13 protein-coding genes are annotated in these 19,271 nt (G+C 70.0%); 5 read left to right on the top strand and 8 right to left on the bottom strand.

Annotated features, from left to right (window positions below; translation table 11 throughout):
* Positions 1–1,647, bottom strand: a complete 1,647-nt coding sequence (locus tag YWY_RS0102685) for a PucR family transcriptional regulator (protein WP_028846351.1) — start codon at positions 1,645–1,647, stop codon at positions 1–3.
* 135 nt (positions 1,648–1,782) lie between these two features.
* Between YWY_RS0102685 and YWY_RS0102680 the strand changes: the two genes are divergently transcribed.
* A complete protein-coding gene (locus tag YWY_RS0102680) occupies positions 1,783–3,075 on the top strand; it encodes an aspartate aminotransferase family protein (protein WP_028846350.1) in 1,293 nt (430 codons plus the stop codon).
* Entirely contained in the window at positions 3,072–4,565 is a 1,494-nt protein-coding gene (locus YWY_RS0102675; protein ID WP_028846349.1) for a CoA-acylating methylmalonate-semialdehyde dehydrogenase, read from the top strand. The genes YWY_RS0102680 and YWY_RS0102675 overlap by 4 nt, the downstream gene beginning before the upstream one ends.
* Positions 4,566–4,646: 81 nt before the next feature.
* Here YWY_RS0102675 and YWY_RS0102670 read toward each other — a convergent pair whose 3' ends face one another.
* The 3 genes from YWY_RS0102670 to YWY_RS0102660 form a co-directional block, all read right to left on the bottom strand.
* Positions 4,647–5,621: a formylglycine-generating enzyme family protein gene (locus YWY_RS0102670; RefSeq protein ID WP_028846348.1), complete on the bottom strand. Its 975-nt coding sequence runs from the start codon at positions 5,619–5,621 to the stop codon at positions 4,647–4,649.
* Between the two features lie 67 nt (positions 5,622–5,688).
* Complete coding sequence (locus YWY_RS0102665) at positions 5,689–8,052, bottom strand: arylsulfatase (protein WP_028846347.1); 2,364 nt, start codon at positions 8,050–8,052, stop codon at positions 5,689–5,691.
* A 283-nt stretch (positions 8,053–8,335) separates the two neighbouring features.
* On the bottom strand, positions 8,336–9,112 hold the full coding sequence (locus YWY_RS0102660) for an IclR family transcriptional regulator (protein WP_028846346.1): 777 nt from the start codon (positions 9,110–9,112) through the stop codon (positions 8,336–8,338).
* A 266-nt stretch (positions 9,113–9,378) separates the two neighbouring features.
* Here YWY_RS0102660 and YWY_RS0102655 point away from each other — a divergent pair, with 266 nt between their 5' ends.
* Together YWY_RS0102655 and betA are read left to right on the top strand one after the other, a co-directional pair.
* On the top strand, positions 9,379–10,863 hold the full coding sequence (locus YWY_RS0102655) for an aldehyde dehydrogenase family protein (protein WP_028846345.1): 1,485 nt from the start codon (positions 9,379–9,381) through the stop codon (positions 10,861–10,863).
* Positions 10,860–12,578 (top strand): choline dehydrogenase, encoded by a 1,719-nt coding sequence (gene betA / locus YWY_RS19945; protein ID WP_051309579.1) that lies wholly within the window; start codon positions 10,860–10,862, stop codon positions 12,576–12,578. Before YWY_RS0102655 ends, betA begins: the two co-directional genes overlap by 4 nt.
* Positions 12,579–12,642: 64 nt before the next feature.
* Here the strand turns inward: betA and YWY_RS0102645 are convergent, their stop codons facing one another.
* The 3 genes from YWY_RS0102645 to YWY_RS0102635 are packed head-to-tail and all read right to left on the bottom strand — an operon-like array spanning position 12,643 to position 16,170.
* The gene (locus tag YWY_RS0102645; RefSeq protein ID WP_028846344.1) at positions 12,643–15,267 is read right to left on the bottom strand and encodes a valine--tRNA ligase; all 2,625 of its coding nucleotides are present in this window, start codon (positions 15,265–15,267) and stop codon (positions 12,643–12,645) included.
* 33 nt (positions 15,268–15,300) lie between these two features.
* Positions 15,301–15,789: an SRPBCC family protein gene (locus YWY_RS19940; RefSeq protein ID WP_051309577.1), complete on the bottom strand. Its 489-nt coding sequence runs from the start codon at positions 15,787–15,789 to the stop codon at positions 15,301–15,303.
* 33 nt (positions 15,790–15,822) lie between these two features.
* Entirely contained in the window at positions 15,823–16,170 is a 348-nt protein-coding gene (locus tag YWY_RS0102635; RefSeq protein ID WP_028846343.1) for a DUF488 domain-containing protein, read from the bottom strand.
* A 75-nt stretch (positions 16,171–16,245) separates the two neighbouring features.
* Here YWY_RS0102635 and YWY_RS19935 point away from each other — a divergent pair, with 75 nt between their 5' ends.
* Complete coding sequence (locus YWY_RS19935) at positions 16,246–18,573, top strand: FdhF/YdeP family oxidoreductase (RefSeq protein ID WP_051309680.1); 2,328 nt, start codon at positions 16,246–16,248, stop codon at positions 18,571–18,573.
* On the opposite strand, the gene YWY_RS0102625 is transcribed toward YWY_RS19935, so the two are convergent.
* The gene (locus YWY_RS0102625; protein WP_028846342.1) at positions 18,554–19,213 is read right to left on the bottom strand and encodes a GOLPH3/VPS74 family protein; all 660 of its coding nucleotides are present in this window, start codon (positions 19,211–19,213) and stop codon (positions 18,554–18,556) included. The genes YWY_RS19935 and YWY_RS0102625 overlap by 20 nt on opposite strands.
* Positions 19,214–19,271 lie beyond the last annotated feature (58 nt).

The raw sequence follows: 19,271 nt of genomic DNA, 5'->3' as shown, positions 1-19,271 counted from the left end.
TCAGCGCGACTGGCGGATCTCCCGGGCGAGCAACGCGACGTAGAGCGACAGCACCGACTCCGGGTCGTCCAGCGAGACACCGAGAACCTGCTCTATGCGCGCCAACTGCTGGTAGTAGGCGGTGCGCGAGAGGTGCGCCGCGGCAGCCGCAGCGGACTTGTTGCCGCCGTGCACGCAGTAGTGCTTGAGCGTGTCCACCAGGCGGCTCCCTCGTGCCTCGTCACGCGCCAGCAGGGGGCCGAGCTCGCGCTCGGTGAACGCCACGACGCGTTCGTCGTCGGCCAGCAGGTGCAGCAGGCCGCGCAACCGCACGTCGTGCAGCCGGTGGAATCCCTTCGATTCCCCCGAGGGATTCGGCTGCACCGGTACCGCCCTGGCGACCTGCCCGGCTTCCAGCAGGCTGCGGCGTGCCTGGGAGATCTCCTCGACCGCCGTCCCGACGCCGATCACCACCGGCATCGGCTGCGCCGCCGCGGCGGAGGCCCGGTGAATGGACGACGACAGCCTGGACAGCACGGTGTCCACGTCCGCTTGCAGGGGAAGCGACAGCAACACCGTGACGTCGGTGTCGTCGACGACGCCGACGAGCGCGTCGACTCGTGTGCGGCGCGCGGCCAGCACGGTCGCTTCCGCCAGGTCACGCAGCACTTCCTGGGTCGCCATCGCCATCGCAGGCCGCCGCCCCGGCGGGGTGAGCGTGCGCGGACGCACCGACACCCCGACCAGCCTGCGATGCTGCAGCGGCACCCCCAGCGCGTTCGCCCGTGCGGCCAGGTCGGTCGGCGCGACCGGCGACGACACCAGCTCGGACAGCAAGGTTCGGTGGGCGTGCCGCTCCAGGCTCTCCCGTTCCCGTGCCGCCAGCCGGTGCACGGCCAATGCCGAAGCGGCCCGCTCGATGAGCACGATCAGCCGGTGGTTGGGTTCCTCGGGGCACATCAGCACCAGCCGGCCCCAGTCGTTGCGCCTGGCCCCGACCACCGTCACCAGCCAGCCGGCATCCTCGTCCCACCCGGTGCGCTCGTCCACCGTCACCGCTTTCGACCGCTCCGCCCAGTTGGCCAGCAGCTCGCTCGCCGACTCGCCCGCGGTGTCGTAGGCGAGCACGTCGTGGCCGAGCGTCTCCAGCACCACCGGGCGCCCGCACGCCGCCACGACCTCCCGGAGCACTTCCGCGGGCTCGGCACCCGCGACGGTGAGCGCGGTGAACGTCTCGTGAATCTGTTCCGCGGCACGCAGCTCGGCGACCTGCGCCTCGGAGATCATCCCGGCGATCGCCTCGGTCACCGCGACGTAGCGGGTCTCCTCGGCGAGCGTGATCACCGGCAGGTCACGCCGGTCCGCGGCGGCGATCAGCGCGGGCGGCAGCCGGTCGGTCCACCGGCGCACCAGCTCGATCACCAGGCCGGCGATCCCGATCTCGGCCAGCTGGTCGATGTAGGCGGCGAGCCCGTCGTCGTCCTTGGGCATCGCCACGCCGGTGGTGAGCACCAGCTCGCCGCCGCTGAGCAGCTGTGCGACCTCGGGCACCTCGACCACGTGCACCCAGCGCACCCGGTTGTTCAGCCCACCGGCCCCGGCCACCACGCTGGGCCGCCCGACCCGCAGCGGCTCCAGCCGCAGCACCTCGGAAATCGTCGGATACACCGGTTTCTCCTCCCCCTCGCGGCGGCCGTGCCGGCGTAAGTTTCCCGCCGGTTAAGACACAATGTACGGCGATTGCCGCGCAGGCGATACATGTTGTGCATGGTGTCCGCCGGTGGCCGCGGCGACACTCGAGACATGGAGCTCATCGATCGGCACCGCGCCGTGCTACCCAGCTGGCTGGCGCTGTACTACGACGAACCCATCGAGATCGTGCACGGCAACGGACGGCGGGTGACCGACTCGACTGGTCGAACCTACCTGGACTTCTTCGCGGGCATCCTGACCAACGCCCTGGGCTACGGGGTGGCCGAGGTCAACGACGCGGTCCGCAAGCAGCTCGACTCCGGGGTGCTGCACACCTCGACGCTGTATCTCATCCGCAGCCAGGTCGAGCTCGCCGAGCGGATCGCCGAGCTGTCCGGCATCCCCGACGCCAAGGTGTTCTTCACCAACTCCGGGACCGAGGCCAACGAGACCGCGCTGCTGCTGGCCACCCAGTACCGCCGCAGCGACCAGGTGCTGGCCATCCGCAACAGCTACCACGGCCGGGCGTTCGCCACCGTCGGCGTCACCGGCAACCGGGGCTGGTCGGCCAGCGCGCTGTCGCCGGTGCGGGTGTCCTACGTGCACGGCGGCTACCGGTACCGCAGCCCGTTCGCGCACCTCGACGACGAGGAGTACATCCAGGCCTGTGTGGACGACCTGCGCGATGTGCTCCAAACGGCGACCTCGGGCGACGTGGCATGCATGATCGCCGAGCCCATCCAGGGCGTCGGCGGGTTCACCGTGCCACCGGACGGCCTCTACGCGGCTTTCAAGGAGGTCCTGGACGAGTACGGCATCTTGTTCATCTCCGACGAGGTGCAGACCGGCTGGGGCCGCACCGGGGAGCACTACTGGGGCATCCAGGCGCACGGGGTCACGCCGGATCTGATGACGTTCGCCAAGGGCCTCGGCAACGGCTTGGCGATCGGTGGTGTGGTCGGGCGCGCGGAGATCATGGACTGCTTGAGCGCCAACTCGATCTCCACGTTCGGCGGCAACCCGGTGGCCACCGCCGGCGCGCTGGCGGTGCTCGACTACGTGGAGTCGCACGACTTGCAACGCAACGCCGCTGTGCAAGGCGCCAGGCTGCTCACCGGCCTGCAGGCGATCGCCAACGATCACGACATCATCGGTGAAGTGCGAGGAAAGGGGCTGATGGTCGGCATCGAGCTCGTCGAGCCGGGCGGGAAGGTTCCCAGCCCGACCCTGGCGACGGCGGTGTTGGAGGAGACCCGGGCACGGGGTGTTCTGGTGGGCAAGGGCGGTCTGCACGGCAACGTCATCCGGCTGGCCCCACCGATGACGATCACGACCGAGGAAATCGACGAAGGCTTGGCAGCCATTCGGGACGCCGTGGCGGCGGCACAGGAGGTTACGCGATGACCGCGCGAATCACGCACTGGATCGACGGCAAGCTGTGGGACGGTGAGGCCGAGCGCAGCGGTGAGGTCTACAACCCGGCGACGGGTGAGGTCACCGCGCGGGTCGACTTCGCCGGCCCCAAGGAGATCGAGGCCGCCGTGGCCAGCGCGAAGGCCGCGTTCCCGAAGTGGCGGGACACCTCGCTGGCGAAGCGGCAGGCGGTGCTGTTCGCCTTCCGCAGCCTGCTCGACGCCAAGCGGCGCGAGCTGGCCGAGATCATCACCAGCGAGCACGGCAAGGTGGTCGACGACGCGCTGGGCGAGATCGCCCGCGGCATCGAGTCGGTCGACTTCGCCTGCGGCATCCCCGCGCTGCTCAAGGGCGGCTTCAGCGAGAACGTCTCGACCAACATCGACGTGTACTCGATCCGGCAGCCGCTCGGCGTGGTCGGCATCATCTCGCCGTTCAACTTCCCGGCCATGGTGCCGCTGTGGTTCATCCCGGCCGCGCTGGCGTGCGGGAACGCCGTCGTGCTCAAGCCGAGCGAGAAGGATCCGTCCGCGTCGATCCTGCTCGCCCAGCTGCTGAAGGAGGCGGGCCTGCCGGACGGCGTGTTCACCGTGCTGCACGGTGACAAGGTGGCCGTGGACGGCCTGCTGGCGCACGAGGACGTCAAGGCGATCTCGTTCGTCGGTTCCACCCCGGTGGCGCGCTACATCTACGCCACCGGCACCTCGCACGGCAAGCGGGTGCAAGCGCTCGGCGGCGCGAAGAACCACATGGTGGTGCTGCCCGACGCGGACATCGACCGCGCGGCCGACGCCGCCGTGTCGGCCGGTTTCGGCTCGGCGGGTGAGCGCTGCATGGCGGTGTCCGTGGTGGTCGCGGTCGACCCGATCGGTGACGAGCTGGTCGACAAGATCGTGGAGCGGGCCAAGAAACTGCACGTCGGAGACGGCAAGCGGGCGGGATGCCAGATGGGCCCGCTGGTGACCAAGCAGCACCGGGACAAGGTGGCCTCGTACATCGACGCCGGCCTGGAAGCGGGCGCCAAGCTGGTGCTGGACGGCCGCGAGCACACCATCGACGGCGAGCCCGGCGGCTTCTGGCTCGGCCCCACGGTGTTCGACCACGTCAAGCCGGACATGTCGATCTACACCGACGAGATCTTCGGCCCGGTGCTGTCCGTAGTGCGCGCCGGCTCGTACCCGGAGGCGGTGGAGCTGATCAACAGCAACCAGTACGGCAACGGCACCGCGATCTTCACCAACGACGGTGGTGCGGCGCGCCGGTTCCAGCACGAGATCGAGGTCGGCATGGTCGGCGTGAACGTGCCCATCCCGGTCCCGGTCGGGTACTACTCGTTCGGCGGCTGGAAGGCGTCGCTGTTCGGCGACACGCATGCCTACGGACCCGACGCGGTGCACTTCTTCACCCGCACCAAGGTGATCACCAGCCGCTGGCTCGACCCGTCGCACGGCGGAGTCGACCTCGGCTTCCCGCAGAACTGATTCATCACTGATCCGGTCGTTCACCGACCGCTGGGCGCCCGTCGCAGCGATGCGGCGGGCGCCTGCTGCTTCGGGCGGTCGTCAGCTCCGCGGGACGTCGGCGGCGACCCGGAATCCGGTGTTCCCGGTGGACGAGTCCGGCGTCAGTCCTTGCCGGGCGCTGACCCGGTAGCGGCGGCAGTACGACTCGTGGCAGAGGTACGAACCGCCGCGCGTGCTGCGCAGCACGCCCGACTCGGGTCCGCGCGGGTTGTCACCGACGCGACGCAGGTAGTACGTCGGGTCGAACCAGTCATGGCACCATTCCCACACGTTTCCGGTCATGTTGTAGAGACCGAAAGCGTTGGGCTCGTACTCCCGCACCGGACATGTACCCAGCCACCCGTCGGCTTCGGTGTTGTGCTGTGGGAAGGTTCCCTGCCAGACGTTCATCCGGTGCTTGCCGCCGGGTTCGAGCTCGTCGCCCCACGGAAACGCGCAGCCGGTGAGCCCGCCGCGGGCGGCGTACTCCCACTCGGCTTCGGTCGGCAGCCGTACCCCCGCCCACGCGCAGTAGGCCGCCGCATCATGCCACGACACGTGCACCACCGGGTGGTCCTCCAGCCCGTCGAGATCGGACTGCGGACCGCACGGATGCCGCCAGTCTGCGCCCTCGACCTGCCGCCACCACGGCGCCGCCGCCACCCCGCGGGTCGGTGGGAAGTCGTCCGGGAGCAGGCCCGCGAAGACGAACGACCAGCCGTACCGTTCCGCCTCGGTGCGGTAGCCGGTGGCCTCGACGAAGGCGGCGAACTCGGCGTTGGTCACCGCGGTCGGGCTGATCAGGAACGGGGCGAGCCGCACCCGGTGCACCGGTCCTTCCCCGTCCTCCGGATACGCCCGAGGATCCTCGCTGCCCATGAGGAATTCGCCGCCGTCGAGCCGGATCAGGCCATCGGTGCCGGGCGGGTCGCCGGGCGGCCGAGCGTCAGGCGAACGAGCCGATGTGCGCGCCGCCGGAACCTCCGGCCGCGCCCCGGAGGCCCGCGATGCCGACACCTCGGGTGACTGCGGCATAGCCGGGGCGCCGCCTGGACCCGTGCGTGCGGCGGAGACACCGCAACAGCCGGAACGTCCGCCGCCGTCACTCGTGGGCGGCACGGCACCGCTCCCTCGCCTGCTCGCTGGCCAGATCGCTGCACTGGTCGTCGGCAAGATCGAACCGCACCGTGTGCAGCGTGCCGGTGAACGCGTTGTCGACCACCGGATAGTCGTCGGTCACCGGGGTCGCCCGGTCGCAGCCGACGTCGAAGGTCTCGTCGAAGGCGAAGTAGTACGGGATCGTCGCCTCGATCTGTCCTTGCGCCACCTTCTCCCCGTCGACCAGCAGCGCCCCGGTGCCGCCGCGACCGACCCCGCCGCCGTGGTACCTGAAGTCGAACACCAACTCGTGCCTGCCGGGCAGCAGCGGTGCCGGGGCGGTGATCTTCTGCACGGACAGCCCGAAGTAGTTGTAGGCATAGCTCGGCTTGCCGTCCACCAGGTAGAACGACCAGCCGCCGAAGCGACCGCCCTGCGCCACGATCACCCCGCCTGCGCCGCCGTCCGGGATCTCCACCTGGGCGGTGATGGTGAACGAGCGGTTCTTGACGTTCGGCGCGGTCTCCTCGGTCAGGCGCAGCCCTGGGCCGTGGAACGTGATGACGTTGCGGTCGCCGTGCAGGTCGAGCCTGCCCGCTTCCTTGGGGTTCTCCCGCTCGGTCATCCGGTCGTCGAGCGGGAAGACGTTGTGCTTGGCCGCTTCGATCATGAACAGCTGCTGCAGCTCGCGCAGCTTCTCCGGGTGCTCGGCAGCCAGGTCGCGCGCCTGGGAGAAGTCCTCGGCCACGTGGTACAGCTCCCAGACGTCGTCGTCGTAGGAGCGCGGTGTGCCGGACTGCACCATCTCCCACGGCGTGCCGTGCCGGGTGACCGCCATCCAGCCGTCGTGGTAGATGCCGCGGTTGCCGACCATTTCGAAGTACTGCACCCGCCGCCGGTCCTCGGCGTCCGGGTCGTCGAACGTGTAGCGCATGCTGGTGCCCTCGATGGGCTGCTGCGCCACCCCGTCGACCGAGGCCGGCTGCGGGATCCCGGCCACGTCCAGGATCGTCGGCATGATGTCGATGACGTGGTGGAACTGCTGCCGGATGCCGCCGCGGTCGGCGATCCCGTTCGGCCAGTGCATGATCATGCCGTCCCGGGTGCCGCCGAAGTGGGAGGCGACCTGCTTGGTCCACTGGAACGGGGTGTTCATCGCCAGCGCCCAGCCGACCGGCCCGTGCACGTGGGTGGTCGGATCGCCCAGCACGTCGTCGTGCGCGTTGATGAACTCGGCGGAGTCGACCAGCCCGCTGGCGATCCGGTGCTCGTTCAGCGTGCCGCCGACACCGCCCTCCCCGGAAGCGCCGTTGTCGCCCAGGATGTAGACGATCAGCGTGTCGTCCAGCACGCCTAGCCGTTCCAACGCGTCCACCAGCCGCCCGACCTGCACGTCGGTGTGCTCGGCGAACCCGGCGTACAGCTCCATCAACGAGGCCGCCGCCCGCTTCTCGGCGCCGGACAGCTCGTCCCAGTGCGGCACGTCGTCCGGCCACGGCGCCAGCTCGGTGTCCGGTGGCACGACACCCAGCTCTTTCTGCCGCTGCAGGGTGATCTCGCGCTGTCGGTCCCAGCCGTGGTCGAACTTGCCCCGGTACTTCTCCCGGTACTCCTTGGGCACGTGGTACGGCGCGTGCGTGGCGCCGAAGGCCAGATAGACGAAGAACGGCACATCCGGCTTGAGGGTGTGCTGGTCGGTGATCCAGGAGATCGCCTGGTCCACCAGGTCCTCGGACAGGTGGTAGCCGTCCTCGGGGCGGCGGTCCGGCTCGATCGGCGTGGTGCCGTCGAACAGCAGCGGATACCAGTGGTTCATCTCCGCGCCGAGAAAGCCGTAGAACTTCTCGAACCCTTCCCCGGTCGGCCACCGGTCGAACGGGCCGGCAGGGCTGACGTCCCGCACCGGCGTCTGGTGCCACTTGCCGAACGCCGCCGTGTTGTACCCGTTGCCCGCCAGCACTTGGGCCAACGTGGCCGCACTGCGCGGCCGGATGCCGTTGTACCCGGGGGCGGCGCTGCACATCTCGGTGGTCACGCCCATTCCCACCGAATGGTGGTTGCGCCCGGTCAGCAACGCCTGCCGGGTCGGTGAGCACAGCGCCGTGACATGGAAACGGGTGTAGCGCAGGCCGCCTGCGGCCAGCCGCTCGGCCGTGGGCATGTGGCAGGGCCCGCCGTAGGCGCTCGGTGCCCCGTAGCCCATGTCGTCGATGAGCACCACCACCACGTTCGGCGCGCCCTCCGGGGGACGCACTGGCCGCGGCGGCGAGAAGGGCGGGTGCTGGTTGCGCACATCGACCGCCGTCGCCGACGGGCGGGGATCGTCCGGTATCGGCAGGTGATACCTGCCGGCGTGCGGTTCAGGCATCGCGGTACTCCCTCGGTGCTCGCCTGCGCGACACGAACCGTGCAGCCTCGCCACTTCGCCCAGCCCCGGCTCCTGCGGCGCACGCGCAGGCCTCGGTCGGCGCGACGCATGGAAGGCATACAGGCACCGCCACGTCCACGACGGTCGGGAGGCCAAGCCGAAGCGGCTGGGTCGCGTAGTACGCAACTAATTGGCCTATATGCAACTTCGACGATGCAGTCGGACGGCCGGGGTTGTCAATACCGCCCAATGGGCGAACGATCGGGTGCCGCTTACGACCGGATCACCGGTGGCCCAGGCGCGCGGACAGCTCGCGCGCAGCTACCTGCAGCTCGGCGACCATCTCGCGCATCTGCTTGCGCTTCATCCGGTAGGCCGGCCCGGAGGCGCTGATTGCAGCGATCACGGCGTCCCCCCTGCCGTGCACCGGCACCGCGACGCCGTGCAAGCCAGGTTCGAACTCCTCGATGGCCACCGCGTAGCCGTCGCGGCGTACCCGCTCCAGTTCCTCGCGGAGCCTGCGCGGGTCGGTGATCGTGCGCGGCGCGACCGCCTCCAGCTCCTTGCTCAGGATCTCGTCCTGCTGCGCCCGTGACGCGGCGGCCAGCAGCACTTTGCCACTGGAGGACGTGTGCGGAGGCGTCCGCTGTCCGATCCAGTTCTGTGTCGACACCGCCGCAGGGCCGCGCGCCTCGCAGATGTTGATGACGTCGGCGCCGTCGAGCACCGCGATGTGCACCGATTCGCCGAGCTTGTCCGCCAGCTCCTCGCACAACGGCGTCCCGACCCGGACGATCTCGGACTGACGACCGAGGGCCCCGGTGAAGCGCAGCACGCCGATGCCCAGGGTGAAGCGGCCGCGCTCGCCGTGCTGCTCCACCAGCTCGCGCGCCTGCAACGTGGCCACCAGGCGGGAAGCGGTCGACTTGTGGACGCCGAGGTGTTCGGCGATCTCGGTGATGCCTGCCTCGCCCGCGCTCGCGAGCAGTTCCAGGATCGCGATGGCGCGATCGACCGACTGCACCACGCCCGCCTCACGGTCGTGCGGCGAGTTGCCCATGTCGCAACAGTAATCGCTACCCTGGCGGCTGGCGCCGCGATGTGACGACCCGCCGCAACCTCCGTGACTCTGTTGCGCATCAGTACACTGGTTTCGGACTACGCAACTTTGGCCGTCGGTCGGCGTGTGCGCCGCGACGGCCGAGCGTAGGGTGGGCTCGGCACGCCGTACGCCGTCGACGAGGACGGCGGCTCCCGGACGGGCCGCGTCGGCCCGCGGAGCTCGACGTGCCGGAACGACGTACCCGAGCGGATGACTTCGGCGGCATGAAGGACTTGTTCATCGCGGGGGCCTGGACCAATTCCACGGCACAGACGCCCGCCACACGCACGATCTACAACCCGTTCGACGGCTCGGAGCTGGCGACCGTCTCGGAGGCCACGGCGGAGGATGTCGACGCCGCAGTGGCCGCGGCGAAGCGTGCCCAGCCCGAGTGGTGGGGGTCGACCAGCGCCACCGAGCGGGGCGACCTGCTGCGCCGGGTCGCGGACCTGCTGGTGCGGGACCGCGAGGAGCTGGCGCGCACCGAGTGCCTCGACACCGGAAAGACCGTCAAGGAGGGCCGCATCGACGTCGACGACGTCGTGTCGGTCTTCCGCTACTACGCGGACCTGGCGGACAAGGACGCCGGGCGCGTGGTCGACACCGGCAATCCGGACGCGATCAGCCGCATCGTCCACGAACCGGTGGGGGTCTGCGCGCTCATCGCGCCGTGGAACTACCCGCTGCTGCAGATCTCCTGGAAGATCGCTCCGGCGCTGGCCGCGGGCAACGCCGTGGTCGTCAAACCGAGCGAGCTGACGCCGATGACCACCATCCACCTGGTCCGGCTGCTCGCCGAAGCCGGTGTCCCGGACGGCGTGGTCAACCTCGTGCTTGGGTCGGGGGCCGTGGTGGGCGAACGCATGGTCTCCCATCCGGACGTGGACATGGTCTCGTTCACCGGCGGGCTGGCCACCGGACGGCGGATCATGGCCGCCGCCGCGGCCGGGCCGAAGCGGGTCGCGCTCGAGCTGGGCGGCAAGAACCCGAACGTGGTCTTCGCCGACGTCGACCTCGACACGGCGGTGGACTACGCCCTCGCCGCGGCGTTCCTGCACTCCGGCCAGGTGTGTTCCGCCGGTTCGCGGCTGATCCTGCACGAGGACATCCACGACGACTTCGTCGCCGAAATGGCCCGCCGGGCCGAGGCGATCGTGCTGGGCAACGGCCTGGACGACGACACCGAATGCGGGCCGCTGATCTCCGCCGAGCACCGCGCGAAGGTGGAGAAGTACATCGAGCAGGCGGTCGCCGACGGGGCGCGGCTGGTGTGCGGCGGCACCCGGCCGGACGACCCCGAGCTGCGCGACGGCTACTTCCTGCGGCCGACGATCTTCACCGACGTCGCCTCGGACTCGGCCATCGTGCAGGAGGAAGTCTTCGGACCGGTGGTCACCGTCGAGCGGTTCCGCACCGAGGAAGAAGCCGTCCGGCTGGCCAACGACACCGAGTACGGCCTGGCCGGCGCCGTGTGGACCAACGACGCCTCGCGCGCCCAGCGGGTCGCCGGGGCGCTGCGGCACGGCACCGTCTGGATCAACGACTACCACCCGTACCTGCCGCAGGCCGAGTGGGGCGGCTTCGGCAAGTCCGGGATCGGCCGGGAACTGGGGCCGACCGGGCTGGACGAGTACCGGGAAAGCAAGCACATCTACCAGAACACGCGGCCCGCGCCGCTGCGCTGGTTCGCCGGGAACGGAGGCGTATGAGCACCGCGACGTACGACTACGTGATCGTGGGCGGCGGTTCGGCCGGTTGCGTGCTGGCGAACCGGCTGTCCGCCGACCCGTCGACGACCGTCCTCGTGCTGGAAGCCGGCCGGAGCGACTTCTCCTGGGACATCTTCACGCACATGCCGGCGGCGTTGACGATGGTGATCGGCAACCCGCTGTACGACTGGCGCTACGAGTCCGAGCCCGAGCCGTACATGGGCGGCCGCCGCGTCTACCACGGCCGCGGCAAGATGCTGGGCGGCTCCAGCTCCATCAACGGCATGATCTTCCAGCGCGGCAACCCGATGGACCTGGAGCGCTGGGCGTCCGACCCGGGCATGGAGACCTGGGACTATGCGCACTGCCTGCCCTACTTCAAGAAGATGGAGCACTGCACGGCGGGCGCGGACGACTGGCGCGGCCAGGGCGGCCCGCTCTGGCTGGAGCGCGGCCCGGCCACCAACCCGCTGTTCTCCGCCTTCCTGGAGGCGGCGACCCAGGCCGGCTACCCGCTCACCGACGACGTCAACGGCTACCGGCAGGAAGGCTTCGCGCGGTTCGACCGCACCATCAAGAACGGCAGGCGCTGGTCGGCCGCTCGCGCCTACCTGCACCCGGTCAAGCACCGGGAGAACCTGACCGTGAAGACCCTCTGCCACGTGCACCGGGTGGTCTTCGGCGGGCCGGACGGCAAGCGCGCCGTGGGCGTGGAGTACACCCGCTTCGGCAGCCGCCGCGTGCGCCGGGTCAGCGCGGGAGAGGTCATCCTGTGCGGCGGCGCCTTCAACACCCCGCAGCTGCTCCAGCTGTCCGGGGTGGGTGATCCCGAGCTGCTGCGCCCGCTCGGCATCGACGTGGTCGCGCCGCTGCCGGGCGTCGGCCAGAACCTGCAGGACCACCTCGAGGTGTACGTGCAGCATGCGTGCAAGCAGCCGATCAGCCTCAACCCGGCGCTGAAGCTGCGCAACCGCCCGAAGATCGGCCTGCAGTGGCTGCTCGGCAGGAAGGGACCCGGAGCGACCAACCACTTCGAGGCGGGCGGCTTCGTCCGGGGCAACGACGAGGTCGACTACCCCAATCTGATGTTCCACTTCCTGCCGATCGCGGTGCGCTACGACGGCACACCGGTCGGCGCGGAACACGGCTACCAGGTGCACATCGGGCCGATGTACTCCGACGTGCGCGGGTCGGTGACGATCAAGTCCGCCAACCCGAAAGAGCCACCCGCGCTGCGGTTCAACTACCTGTCCACGCCGAACGACCGCAAGGAGTGGGTCGAGGCGATTCACGTGGCGCGCAAGATCCTCAGCCAGCCCGCTCTCCGACCGTACGACGCGGGCGAGATCTCGCCGGGGCCGTCGGTGCAGACCGACGAGGAGATCCTGGCTTGGGTGGCCAAGGACGCCGAGACGGCCTACCACCCGTGCGGCACCGCGCGGATGGGTATCGGCGAGAACGACGTGGTCGATCCGCTCAGCATGCGCGTGCACGGGGTGGAAGGGCTGCGCGCGGTCGACGCCTCGGTGATGCCGTACCTGACCAACGGCAACATCTACGCGCCGGTGATCATGCTCGCGGAGAAGGCAGCCGACCTGATCACGGGCAACACCCCCCTGCCGCCCGCGGATGTGCCGTTCTACCGGCACCGCAAGGAGGAACAGAAAGCCGGCGAGAAACAGAAAGCCGACGCCGAAGAGCAGCCGGAGCAGTAGCCGTCCGCAGCAGACAGCCGGCCCTCGCGACGGCGGAGGGCCGGCTGTCGCACACCTCGGGTGATCAGGCGGTCGGCAGCGCCTCCAGCCGGGCGGTGATCCGCTCGATGTCGGCTTCCGCCGCGGCCTTGCGCGCCTTGACCTTCTCCACCACGTCGGCCGGTGCCTTCTCCAGGAACGACGGGTTGGACAGCTTCTTCTCGGCCTGCTCCAGCTCCTTGCGGGCGGCGGCCAGGTCCTTCTCGGCGCGCTTGCGCTCCGCGGCCACGTCCACGGCGCCGGACAGGTCGAGTTCCACCGCCACCACGCCGCCGGTCAGGTTCACCTCGACCGAGACCGTGGCATCGAATCCGTCGTCCGGCGTGTTCAGCCGGGCCAGCGAGCGCACCGCCGCTTCGTGCGCGGCCAGCTCCGCCAGTCCGGGGCCGGACAGCCGGGCCGCCACCCGCTGCCCCGGCTTGAGGCCCTGGTCGGAGCGGAACCGCCGGATCTCGGTCACCAGCCGCTGCACGTCCGCGATCCGTCGCGCCGCCGCCTGGTCGGGCTGCTGCCCGGCCGGCTTCGGCCACTCGGCGATCACCAGCGATTCCCCGCCGGTCAGCGACGTCCACAGCACCTCGGTGACGAACGGGATCACCGGGTGCAGCAGCCGCAGCAGCGTGTCCAGCACCCGGCCGAGCACCACCCGCGTGGTCTCGGCGCGCTGGCCGCCCTCCGCCAGCTGCACCTTGGCCAGCTCCACGTACCAGTCGCAGAACTCGTCCCAGGTGAAGTGGTAGAGCGCGTCGCACAACTTGGCGAACTCGAACTGCTCGAACCGCTCGTCCACCTGCACCACGAGCTGGTCGAGCTGGTCCAGGATCCACCGGTCCGCGTCGGTGAGCTCGGCGCCCTCCGGCAGGTCCGCCACCCGCGCCCCGTTCATCAGGGCGAACCGGCTGGCGTTCCACAGCTTGGTGCAGAAGTTCCTGGACCCAGCGGCCCACTCCCGCGCGATCGCCATGTCGGCACCCGGGTTCGCCCCGCGGGCCAGAGTGAACCGGGTGGCGTCCGCGCCGAACTCGTTCAGCCAGTCCAGCGGGTCGATGACGTTGCCGCGCGACTTGGACATCTTCTTGCCCGTCGCGTCGCGGATCAGGCCGTGCAGGAACACGTGGTCGAACGGCTGCTTGCCGTCCATCGCGTAGGTGCCCAGCATCATCATCCTGGCCACCCAGAAGAACAGGATGTCGTAGCCGGTGACCAGGACGGTGGTCGGGTAGAACGTGCGCAGGTCGGCGGTGTCCTCCGGCCAGCCGAGCGTGGAGAACGGCCACAGCCCGGAGGAGAACCAGGTGTCCAGCACGTCGGGGTCCTGCTCCCACTCCCCCGGCGGCAGCTCGTCGTCCGGGCCGAGGCAGATCTCCTGGCCGTCCGGGCCGTAGTAGACCGGGATGCGGTGGCCCCACCACAACTGGCGCGAGATGCACCAGTCGTGCATGTCGTCGACCCAGTCGAAGTAGCGCTTGGCCAGCTCCGGCGGGTGGATGGTGGTCCGGCCGTCGCGCACCGCGTCGCCGGCGGCCTTCGCCAGCGGCGCCACACGCACCCACCACTGCATGGACAGCCGGGGCTCGACGATCGTGTCGCACCGCGAGCAGTGGCCGACCGCGTGCACGTACGGGCGCTTCTCCGCGACGATCCGGCCCTGCTCCCGCAGCGCCGCCACCACGGCGGGCCGTGCCTCGAACCGGTCCAGGCCCTGGAACGGGCCGGGCGCGGTGATCACGGCCTGCTCGTCCATGATCGTCAGCGCGGGCAGGTCGTGCCGCTTGCCGATCTCGAAGTCGTTCGGGTCGTGCGCCGGGGTGACCTTGACCGCACCGGTGCCGAACTCCGGGTCGACGTGCTCGTCGGCCACGATCGGGATCCGCCTGCCGGTCAGCGGCAGCTCCACCTCCGTGCCGACCAGGTGCTTGTACCGCTCGTCGTCCGGGTGCACGGCCACCGCCGTGTCGCCGAGCATCGTCTCGGCCCGGGTGGTGGCCACCACGATGGAGTTCTCCCCGTCGCCGTAGCGGATCGACACCAGCTCGCCGTCGACGTCGGCGTGCTCGACCTCGATGTCGGACAGCGCGGTGTGGCACCGCGGGCACCAGTTGATGATGCGCTCGGCGCGGTAGATCAGCCCGTCGTCGTAGAGCTTCTTGAAGATCGTCTGCACCGCGCGGGACAGCTGCTGGTCCATCGTGAAGCGCTCACGGGTCCAGTCCACGCCGTCGCCGAGGCGGCGCATCTGGGACAGGATCTTGCCGCCGTAGGTCTCCTTCCACTCCCACACGCGCTCGACGAACTTCTCGCGGCCGAGGTCGTGGCGGGACAGGCCCTCGTTGGCCAGCTCGCGCTCGACGACGTTCTGCGTCGCGATGCCCGCGTGGTCGGTGCCGGGCAGCCACAGCACGTTGTAGCCCTGCATGCGGCGGCGCCTGGTCAGCGCGTCCATCAGGGTGTGGTCCAGGGCGTGCCCCATGTGCATCGCACCGGTGACGTTCGGCGGCGGGAGCACGATGGTGTACGGCGGCTTCTCCGAGTCCGCCTCCGCCGTGAAGTAGCCCGCGTCTACCCAGCGCTGGTACAGCTCGGCCTCGTGCTCGGCCGGGTTCCATGCGGTGGGCAGATCAGTGCTGGGGCGAGAAGCGTTGTCGGTCACGTTCTGCAGTCTACGAATCCGCTGTTGGCCGCCTCACTCGGATTCCCCCTTCGCCGCCCGCCCGGCCGCACCGGGGCCGTCTCGCCGGACGAGTCGCGACCAGCGGCGATGGCGATACCGGAACAGCCACCGTGCGAACTTCGCGACCACCGGCGTGAGCATCCCGGTGTCGATCAGCACGGTGTCGGTGTATCGGCACCGTCCCGGCCCGGCCGGCTCGGCGTGCAGGGTGTGCTGCCAGCGACGCACGACGCCGCCGCGTTCCTCGCTGCGCAGCGTGCGGCTCGCCGGATCCACCTTCGCCACGGTGATGGTGTAGCGGCCGAGCGGGACGAGGCCGAGCAGGAACAGCCAGCCGGTCAGCGAATCGCCTTCTCGGGGCAGGTCGGTGTACGAGCGCAGCACCGGCAATCGGATCCACGGGCGTAGCACGTAGCTGACGGTCTCCGTCCGTTGCAGTCGCTCCCATACCGCGTCGGCGTCGGCGTTCAGCACCGACTCCACGCGCACCGTCCTGTCCATGACGGCGTCGATCCCTTTCGTCGATCCCTTTCGTCAATCGCTTTCGTCGAGCACCTTGGCCAGCACCGCGGCGTGTGAATGCCGGACGTCCCGCGTGGCCGTCAGCAACGTCACCGGTCCCCTTTCGGCCAGCTCGCGCAACCGGTCCAGCCCGCGTTGCGCGGCCTCGGACTCCAGCTCGGCGCGATAGCGGCGCGCGAACTCGGCGAAGCGCTCCGGATCGTGCCCGAACCAGCGGCGCAGTTCGGCCGACGGCGCCACGTCGGTGAGCCATTCCGCGTCCAGACTGTCCTTGCGGACGCCGCGTGGCCACACACGATCCACCAGCACACGGGTGCCGTCGCTGGGGGACGGCTCGTCGTAGACCCTGCGGACGCGCATATCGCCAGCGTAACGATCCCCAACGGCCCCTTTCGGCCCTCGGTTCCGGTTGCCAACGGGTGCATCATGGGGAACGTGGCACGCAAAGCACCCCGGACGGACATCGACGAATCGCAACTGGAAGTCAGCAAGCCGAAGGACTGGGCGGCCGGCCTTCCGGGCGTCGCCGTCTCGGTCAAACGGACGGTCGAGCAGGTCGGTCCGGTGCGCAGTGTGCGCGCACTCCGGCTGATCAACCAGCGGGACGGCTTCGACTGCCCGGGATGCGCCTGGCCGGAGCCACAGGAAGCGGCAGGCGAGAAACGCAAACCGATCGAGTTCTGCGAGAACGGCGCCAAGGCGGTCGCCGAGGAGGCCACCAAGCGGCGGGTGACACCGGAGTTCTTCGCCCAGCACCCGATCGCGGAACTGGCCGAGCGCACCGACTACTGGCTCGGCCAGCAGGGCCGGATCACCGAGCCGATGGTGTTGCGGCCGGGCGCCACGCACTACGAGCCGATCGAGTGGGACGACGCGTTCGCGCTGATCGCCGCGAAGCTGAAGGGGCTGAGCAGCCCGGACGAGGCGATCTTCTACACGTCGGGCCGCACGTCCAACGAAGCCGCGTTCGCCTATCAGCTGCTGGTCCGCAGCTTCGGGACGAACAACCTGCCGGACTGCTCCAACATGTGCCACGAGTCCTCCGGTGCGGCGCTGACCGAGACGATCGGCGTCGGCAAGGGCTCGGTCACCCTGGCCGACTTCGCCATGGCCGACCTGATCGTGGTGGTCGGCCAGAACCCGGGCACCAACCACCCGCGGATGCTGTCCGCGCTGGAACGGGCCAAGGACAACGGCGCCAAGATCATCGCGATCAACCCGTTGCCGGAAGCGGGCCTGATGCGCTTCCGCAACCCGCAGAAGGTGCGCGGGCTGATCGGCAAGGGCACCCCGCTGGCCGACGAGTTCGTCCCGGTGCGCATCGCGGGCGACCTGGCGTTGTTCACCGCCATCGGCAGGCTGCTGGTGGCCAAGGACGCGGTGGACACCGAGTTCGTCCAGCGGTACACCGCGGGCTTCGAGGACTACCGCAAGCACGTGACCGAGGTGTCGTGGGACGACATCCTCGAAGCCACCGGGCTGACCCGGGAGAAGATCGAGCGGGTCGCGGACATGTTCGCCGCCTCCGAGCGCACCATCGTGTGCTGGGCGATGGGCCTGACCCAGCACCGCAAGGCGGTGCCGACGATCCGCGAGATCGTCAACGTCCTGCTGCTGCGCGGCATGATCGGCAAACCGGGCGCGGGCGCGTGCCCGGTGCGCGGCCATTCGAACGTGCAGGGCGATCGCACCATGGGCATCTACGAGAAGATGCCGGAGCCGTTCCTGGCCGCGCTCGAGCGCGAGTTCGACATCAAGGTGCCGCGCAAGCACGGCTACGACACCGTGGAAGCGATCAAGGCGATGGCCGACGGCCGCGCGAAGGTGTTCATGGCCATGGGCGGCAACTTCGTGTCCGCCACCCCGGACACCGCGTTCACCGAGCAGGCGCTGCGGTCGTGCGAGCTGACCGTGCACGTGTCGACCAAGCTGAACCGGTCGCACGTGGTGCCCGGCCGCACCGCGCTGATCCTGCCCGCGCTCGGCAGGACGGAGCGCGACCTGCAAGCCGGCGGGGAGCAGTTCGTCACGGTCGAGGACTCCATGTCCGTCGTGCACCGTTCGCGGGGGACGCTGGCGCCTGCCGGCCCGAAACTGCGCAGCGAGGTGTCCATCGTGTGCGGCCTCGCCCGAGCGCTGTTCGGCCCGGATCACCCGGTGCCGTGGTCGTCGTTCGAGAAGGACTACGACACCATCCGGGACTACATCGCCCGCGTGGTGCCCGGCTGCGACGACTACAACGCCAAGGTGCGGCAGCCGGACGGGTTCGTGCTGCCGCATCCGCCGCGGGACCGGCGTGAGTTCCCCACCGCCACCGGGCGGGCGAACTTCACCGTCAACGAGATCGAGGTGCTGCGGGTCCCGCCCGGGCGGCTGATCCTGCAGACGCTGCGCAGCCACGACCAGTACAACACCACCATCTACGGCCTGTCCGACCGTTACCGGGGCATCGAGAACGGCCGCCGGGTGGTGCTGGTCAACGCCGAGGACCTGGCCGAGCGCGGGCTGCGCGACGGTCAGTTGGTGGACGTGATCTCCGAGTTCGAGGGCACCGAACGCCGGGCGGAGCGGTTCCGGACCGTCGCCTACCCGACACCGCGTGGCTGTGCGGCGGCGTACTTCCCGGAGGCCAACGCCCTGGTTCCGGTGCAGGCGGTCGCGGAGATCTCCAACACGCCGGCGTCGAAGTCGATCATCGTGCGCCTGGAGCCCAGGGACGACGGCCAGGACGCGGCGCGGCCGGTCACGAACCGGCCGCGGTGATGACGGGGATGATGGCGGCGGTGGCCACCACCGCGGTCATCTCCTCGATCGCCTTCCGGGTGGCGTCCGAGGCCCAGTTGCCTTCCGCGATGGCTTTGGCGCGCTGCTTGGCCAGCTTGCGGTCGGCAGCGCCGACCACCCGCGGCACCGCGTCGACGGCGTGCAGCAGGGCGATCAGCGCGGCCAGCCGCGGCTCCGGCTGGACACCGTCGACCAGGGCGCGGCGCAGGTGAGCCCGCAGTTCGGCTTCGTGCGTGGAGTCGTGGGCCGGCCATCGGGTGGTCGGGAACAGCCCGAGGATCCTGTCCCGCTCCCTGCGCAGGATGCCGCGCTGGGCCAGGTGGTCCAGCAGCCGCTCGCGCAACCCGGTGGCCAGCTTCCCGACGACGTCCTTGGGCTTGCGGCCCGCCTGGTCGGCCACTTTGCCCTGCCATGCGTCGAGCACCGGATGACCGGTGGGCGACGTGCTGCGGACCACCAGGCGTGCCTCGCGGCCCGTGCCGTCCAGCCGCACGTGGTCGAGGTCGGCCAATTCAATCAGCACGGCACCGGCCAAGGCGTAGTCGATGTTGGAACCCCACGCCTGGCGACCCGTATGGTCGTCGTAAGCGAGCAACAGGAGTTCTTCGGCGAGCAGCATCTCGCCACAGTAGTGCGTTTCGTGGCTCGCGCACAAAGGCCGCGGCGGAAGAGGTGGC

Origin of the sequence: Thermocrispum agreste DSM 44070 (genome assembly GCF_000427905.1) — a bacterium.
In the GTDB taxonomy this organism is placed as follows: Bacteria; Actinomycetota; Actinomycetes; order Mycobacteriales; family Pseudonocardiaceae; genus Thermocrispum; species Thermocrispum agreste.
Note: the sequence above shows the minus strand (reverse complement) of the source record. Positions and strands in the feature narration are given on the sequence as shown.

Excerpts from the sequence above, each read along its gene's own strand:
- YWY_RS0102680 (WP_028846350.1), top strand. The coding sequence starts at position 1,783 with ATGGAGCTCATCGATCGGCACCGCGCCGTGCTACCCAGCTGGCTGGCG.
- YWY_RS0102675 (WP_028846349.1), top strand. The coding sequence starts at position 3,072 with ATGACCGCGCGAATCACGCACTGGATCGACGGCAAGCTGTGGGACGGT.
- YWY_RS0102670 (WP_028846348.1), bottom strand. The coding sequence starts at position 5,621 with ATGCCGCAGTCACCCGAGGTGTCGGCATCGCGGGCCTCCGGGGCGCGG.
- YWY_RS0102665 (WP_028846347.1), bottom strand. The coding sequence starts at position 8,052 with ATGCCTGAACCGCACGCCGGCAGGTATCACCTGCCGATACCGGACGAT.
- YWY_RS0102660 (WP_028846346.1), bottom strand. The coding sequence starts at position 9,112 with ATGGGCAACTCGCCGCACGACCGTGAGGCGGGCGTGGTGCAGTCGGTC.
- YWY_RS0102655 (WP_028846345.1), top strand. The coding sequence starts at position 9,379 with ATGAAGGACTTGTTCATCGCGGGGGCCTGGACCAATTCCACGGCACAG.
- betA (WP_051309579.1), top strand. The coding sequence starts at position 10,860 with ATGAGCACCGCGACGTACGACTACGTGATCGTGGGCGGCGGTTCGGCC.
- YWY_RS19940 (WP_051309577.1), bottom strand. The coding sequence starts at position 15,789 with ATGGACAGGACGGTGCGCGTGGAGTCGGTGCTGAACGCCGACGCCGAC.
- YWY_RS0102635 (WP_028846343.1), bottom strand. The coding sequence starts at position 16,170 with ATGCGCGTCCGCAGGGTCTACGACGAGCCGTCCCCCAGCGACGGCACC.
- YWY_RS0102625 (WP_028846342.1), bottom strand. The coding sequence starts at position 19,213 with ATGCTGCTCGCCGAAGAACTCCTGTTGCTCGCTTACGACGACCATACG.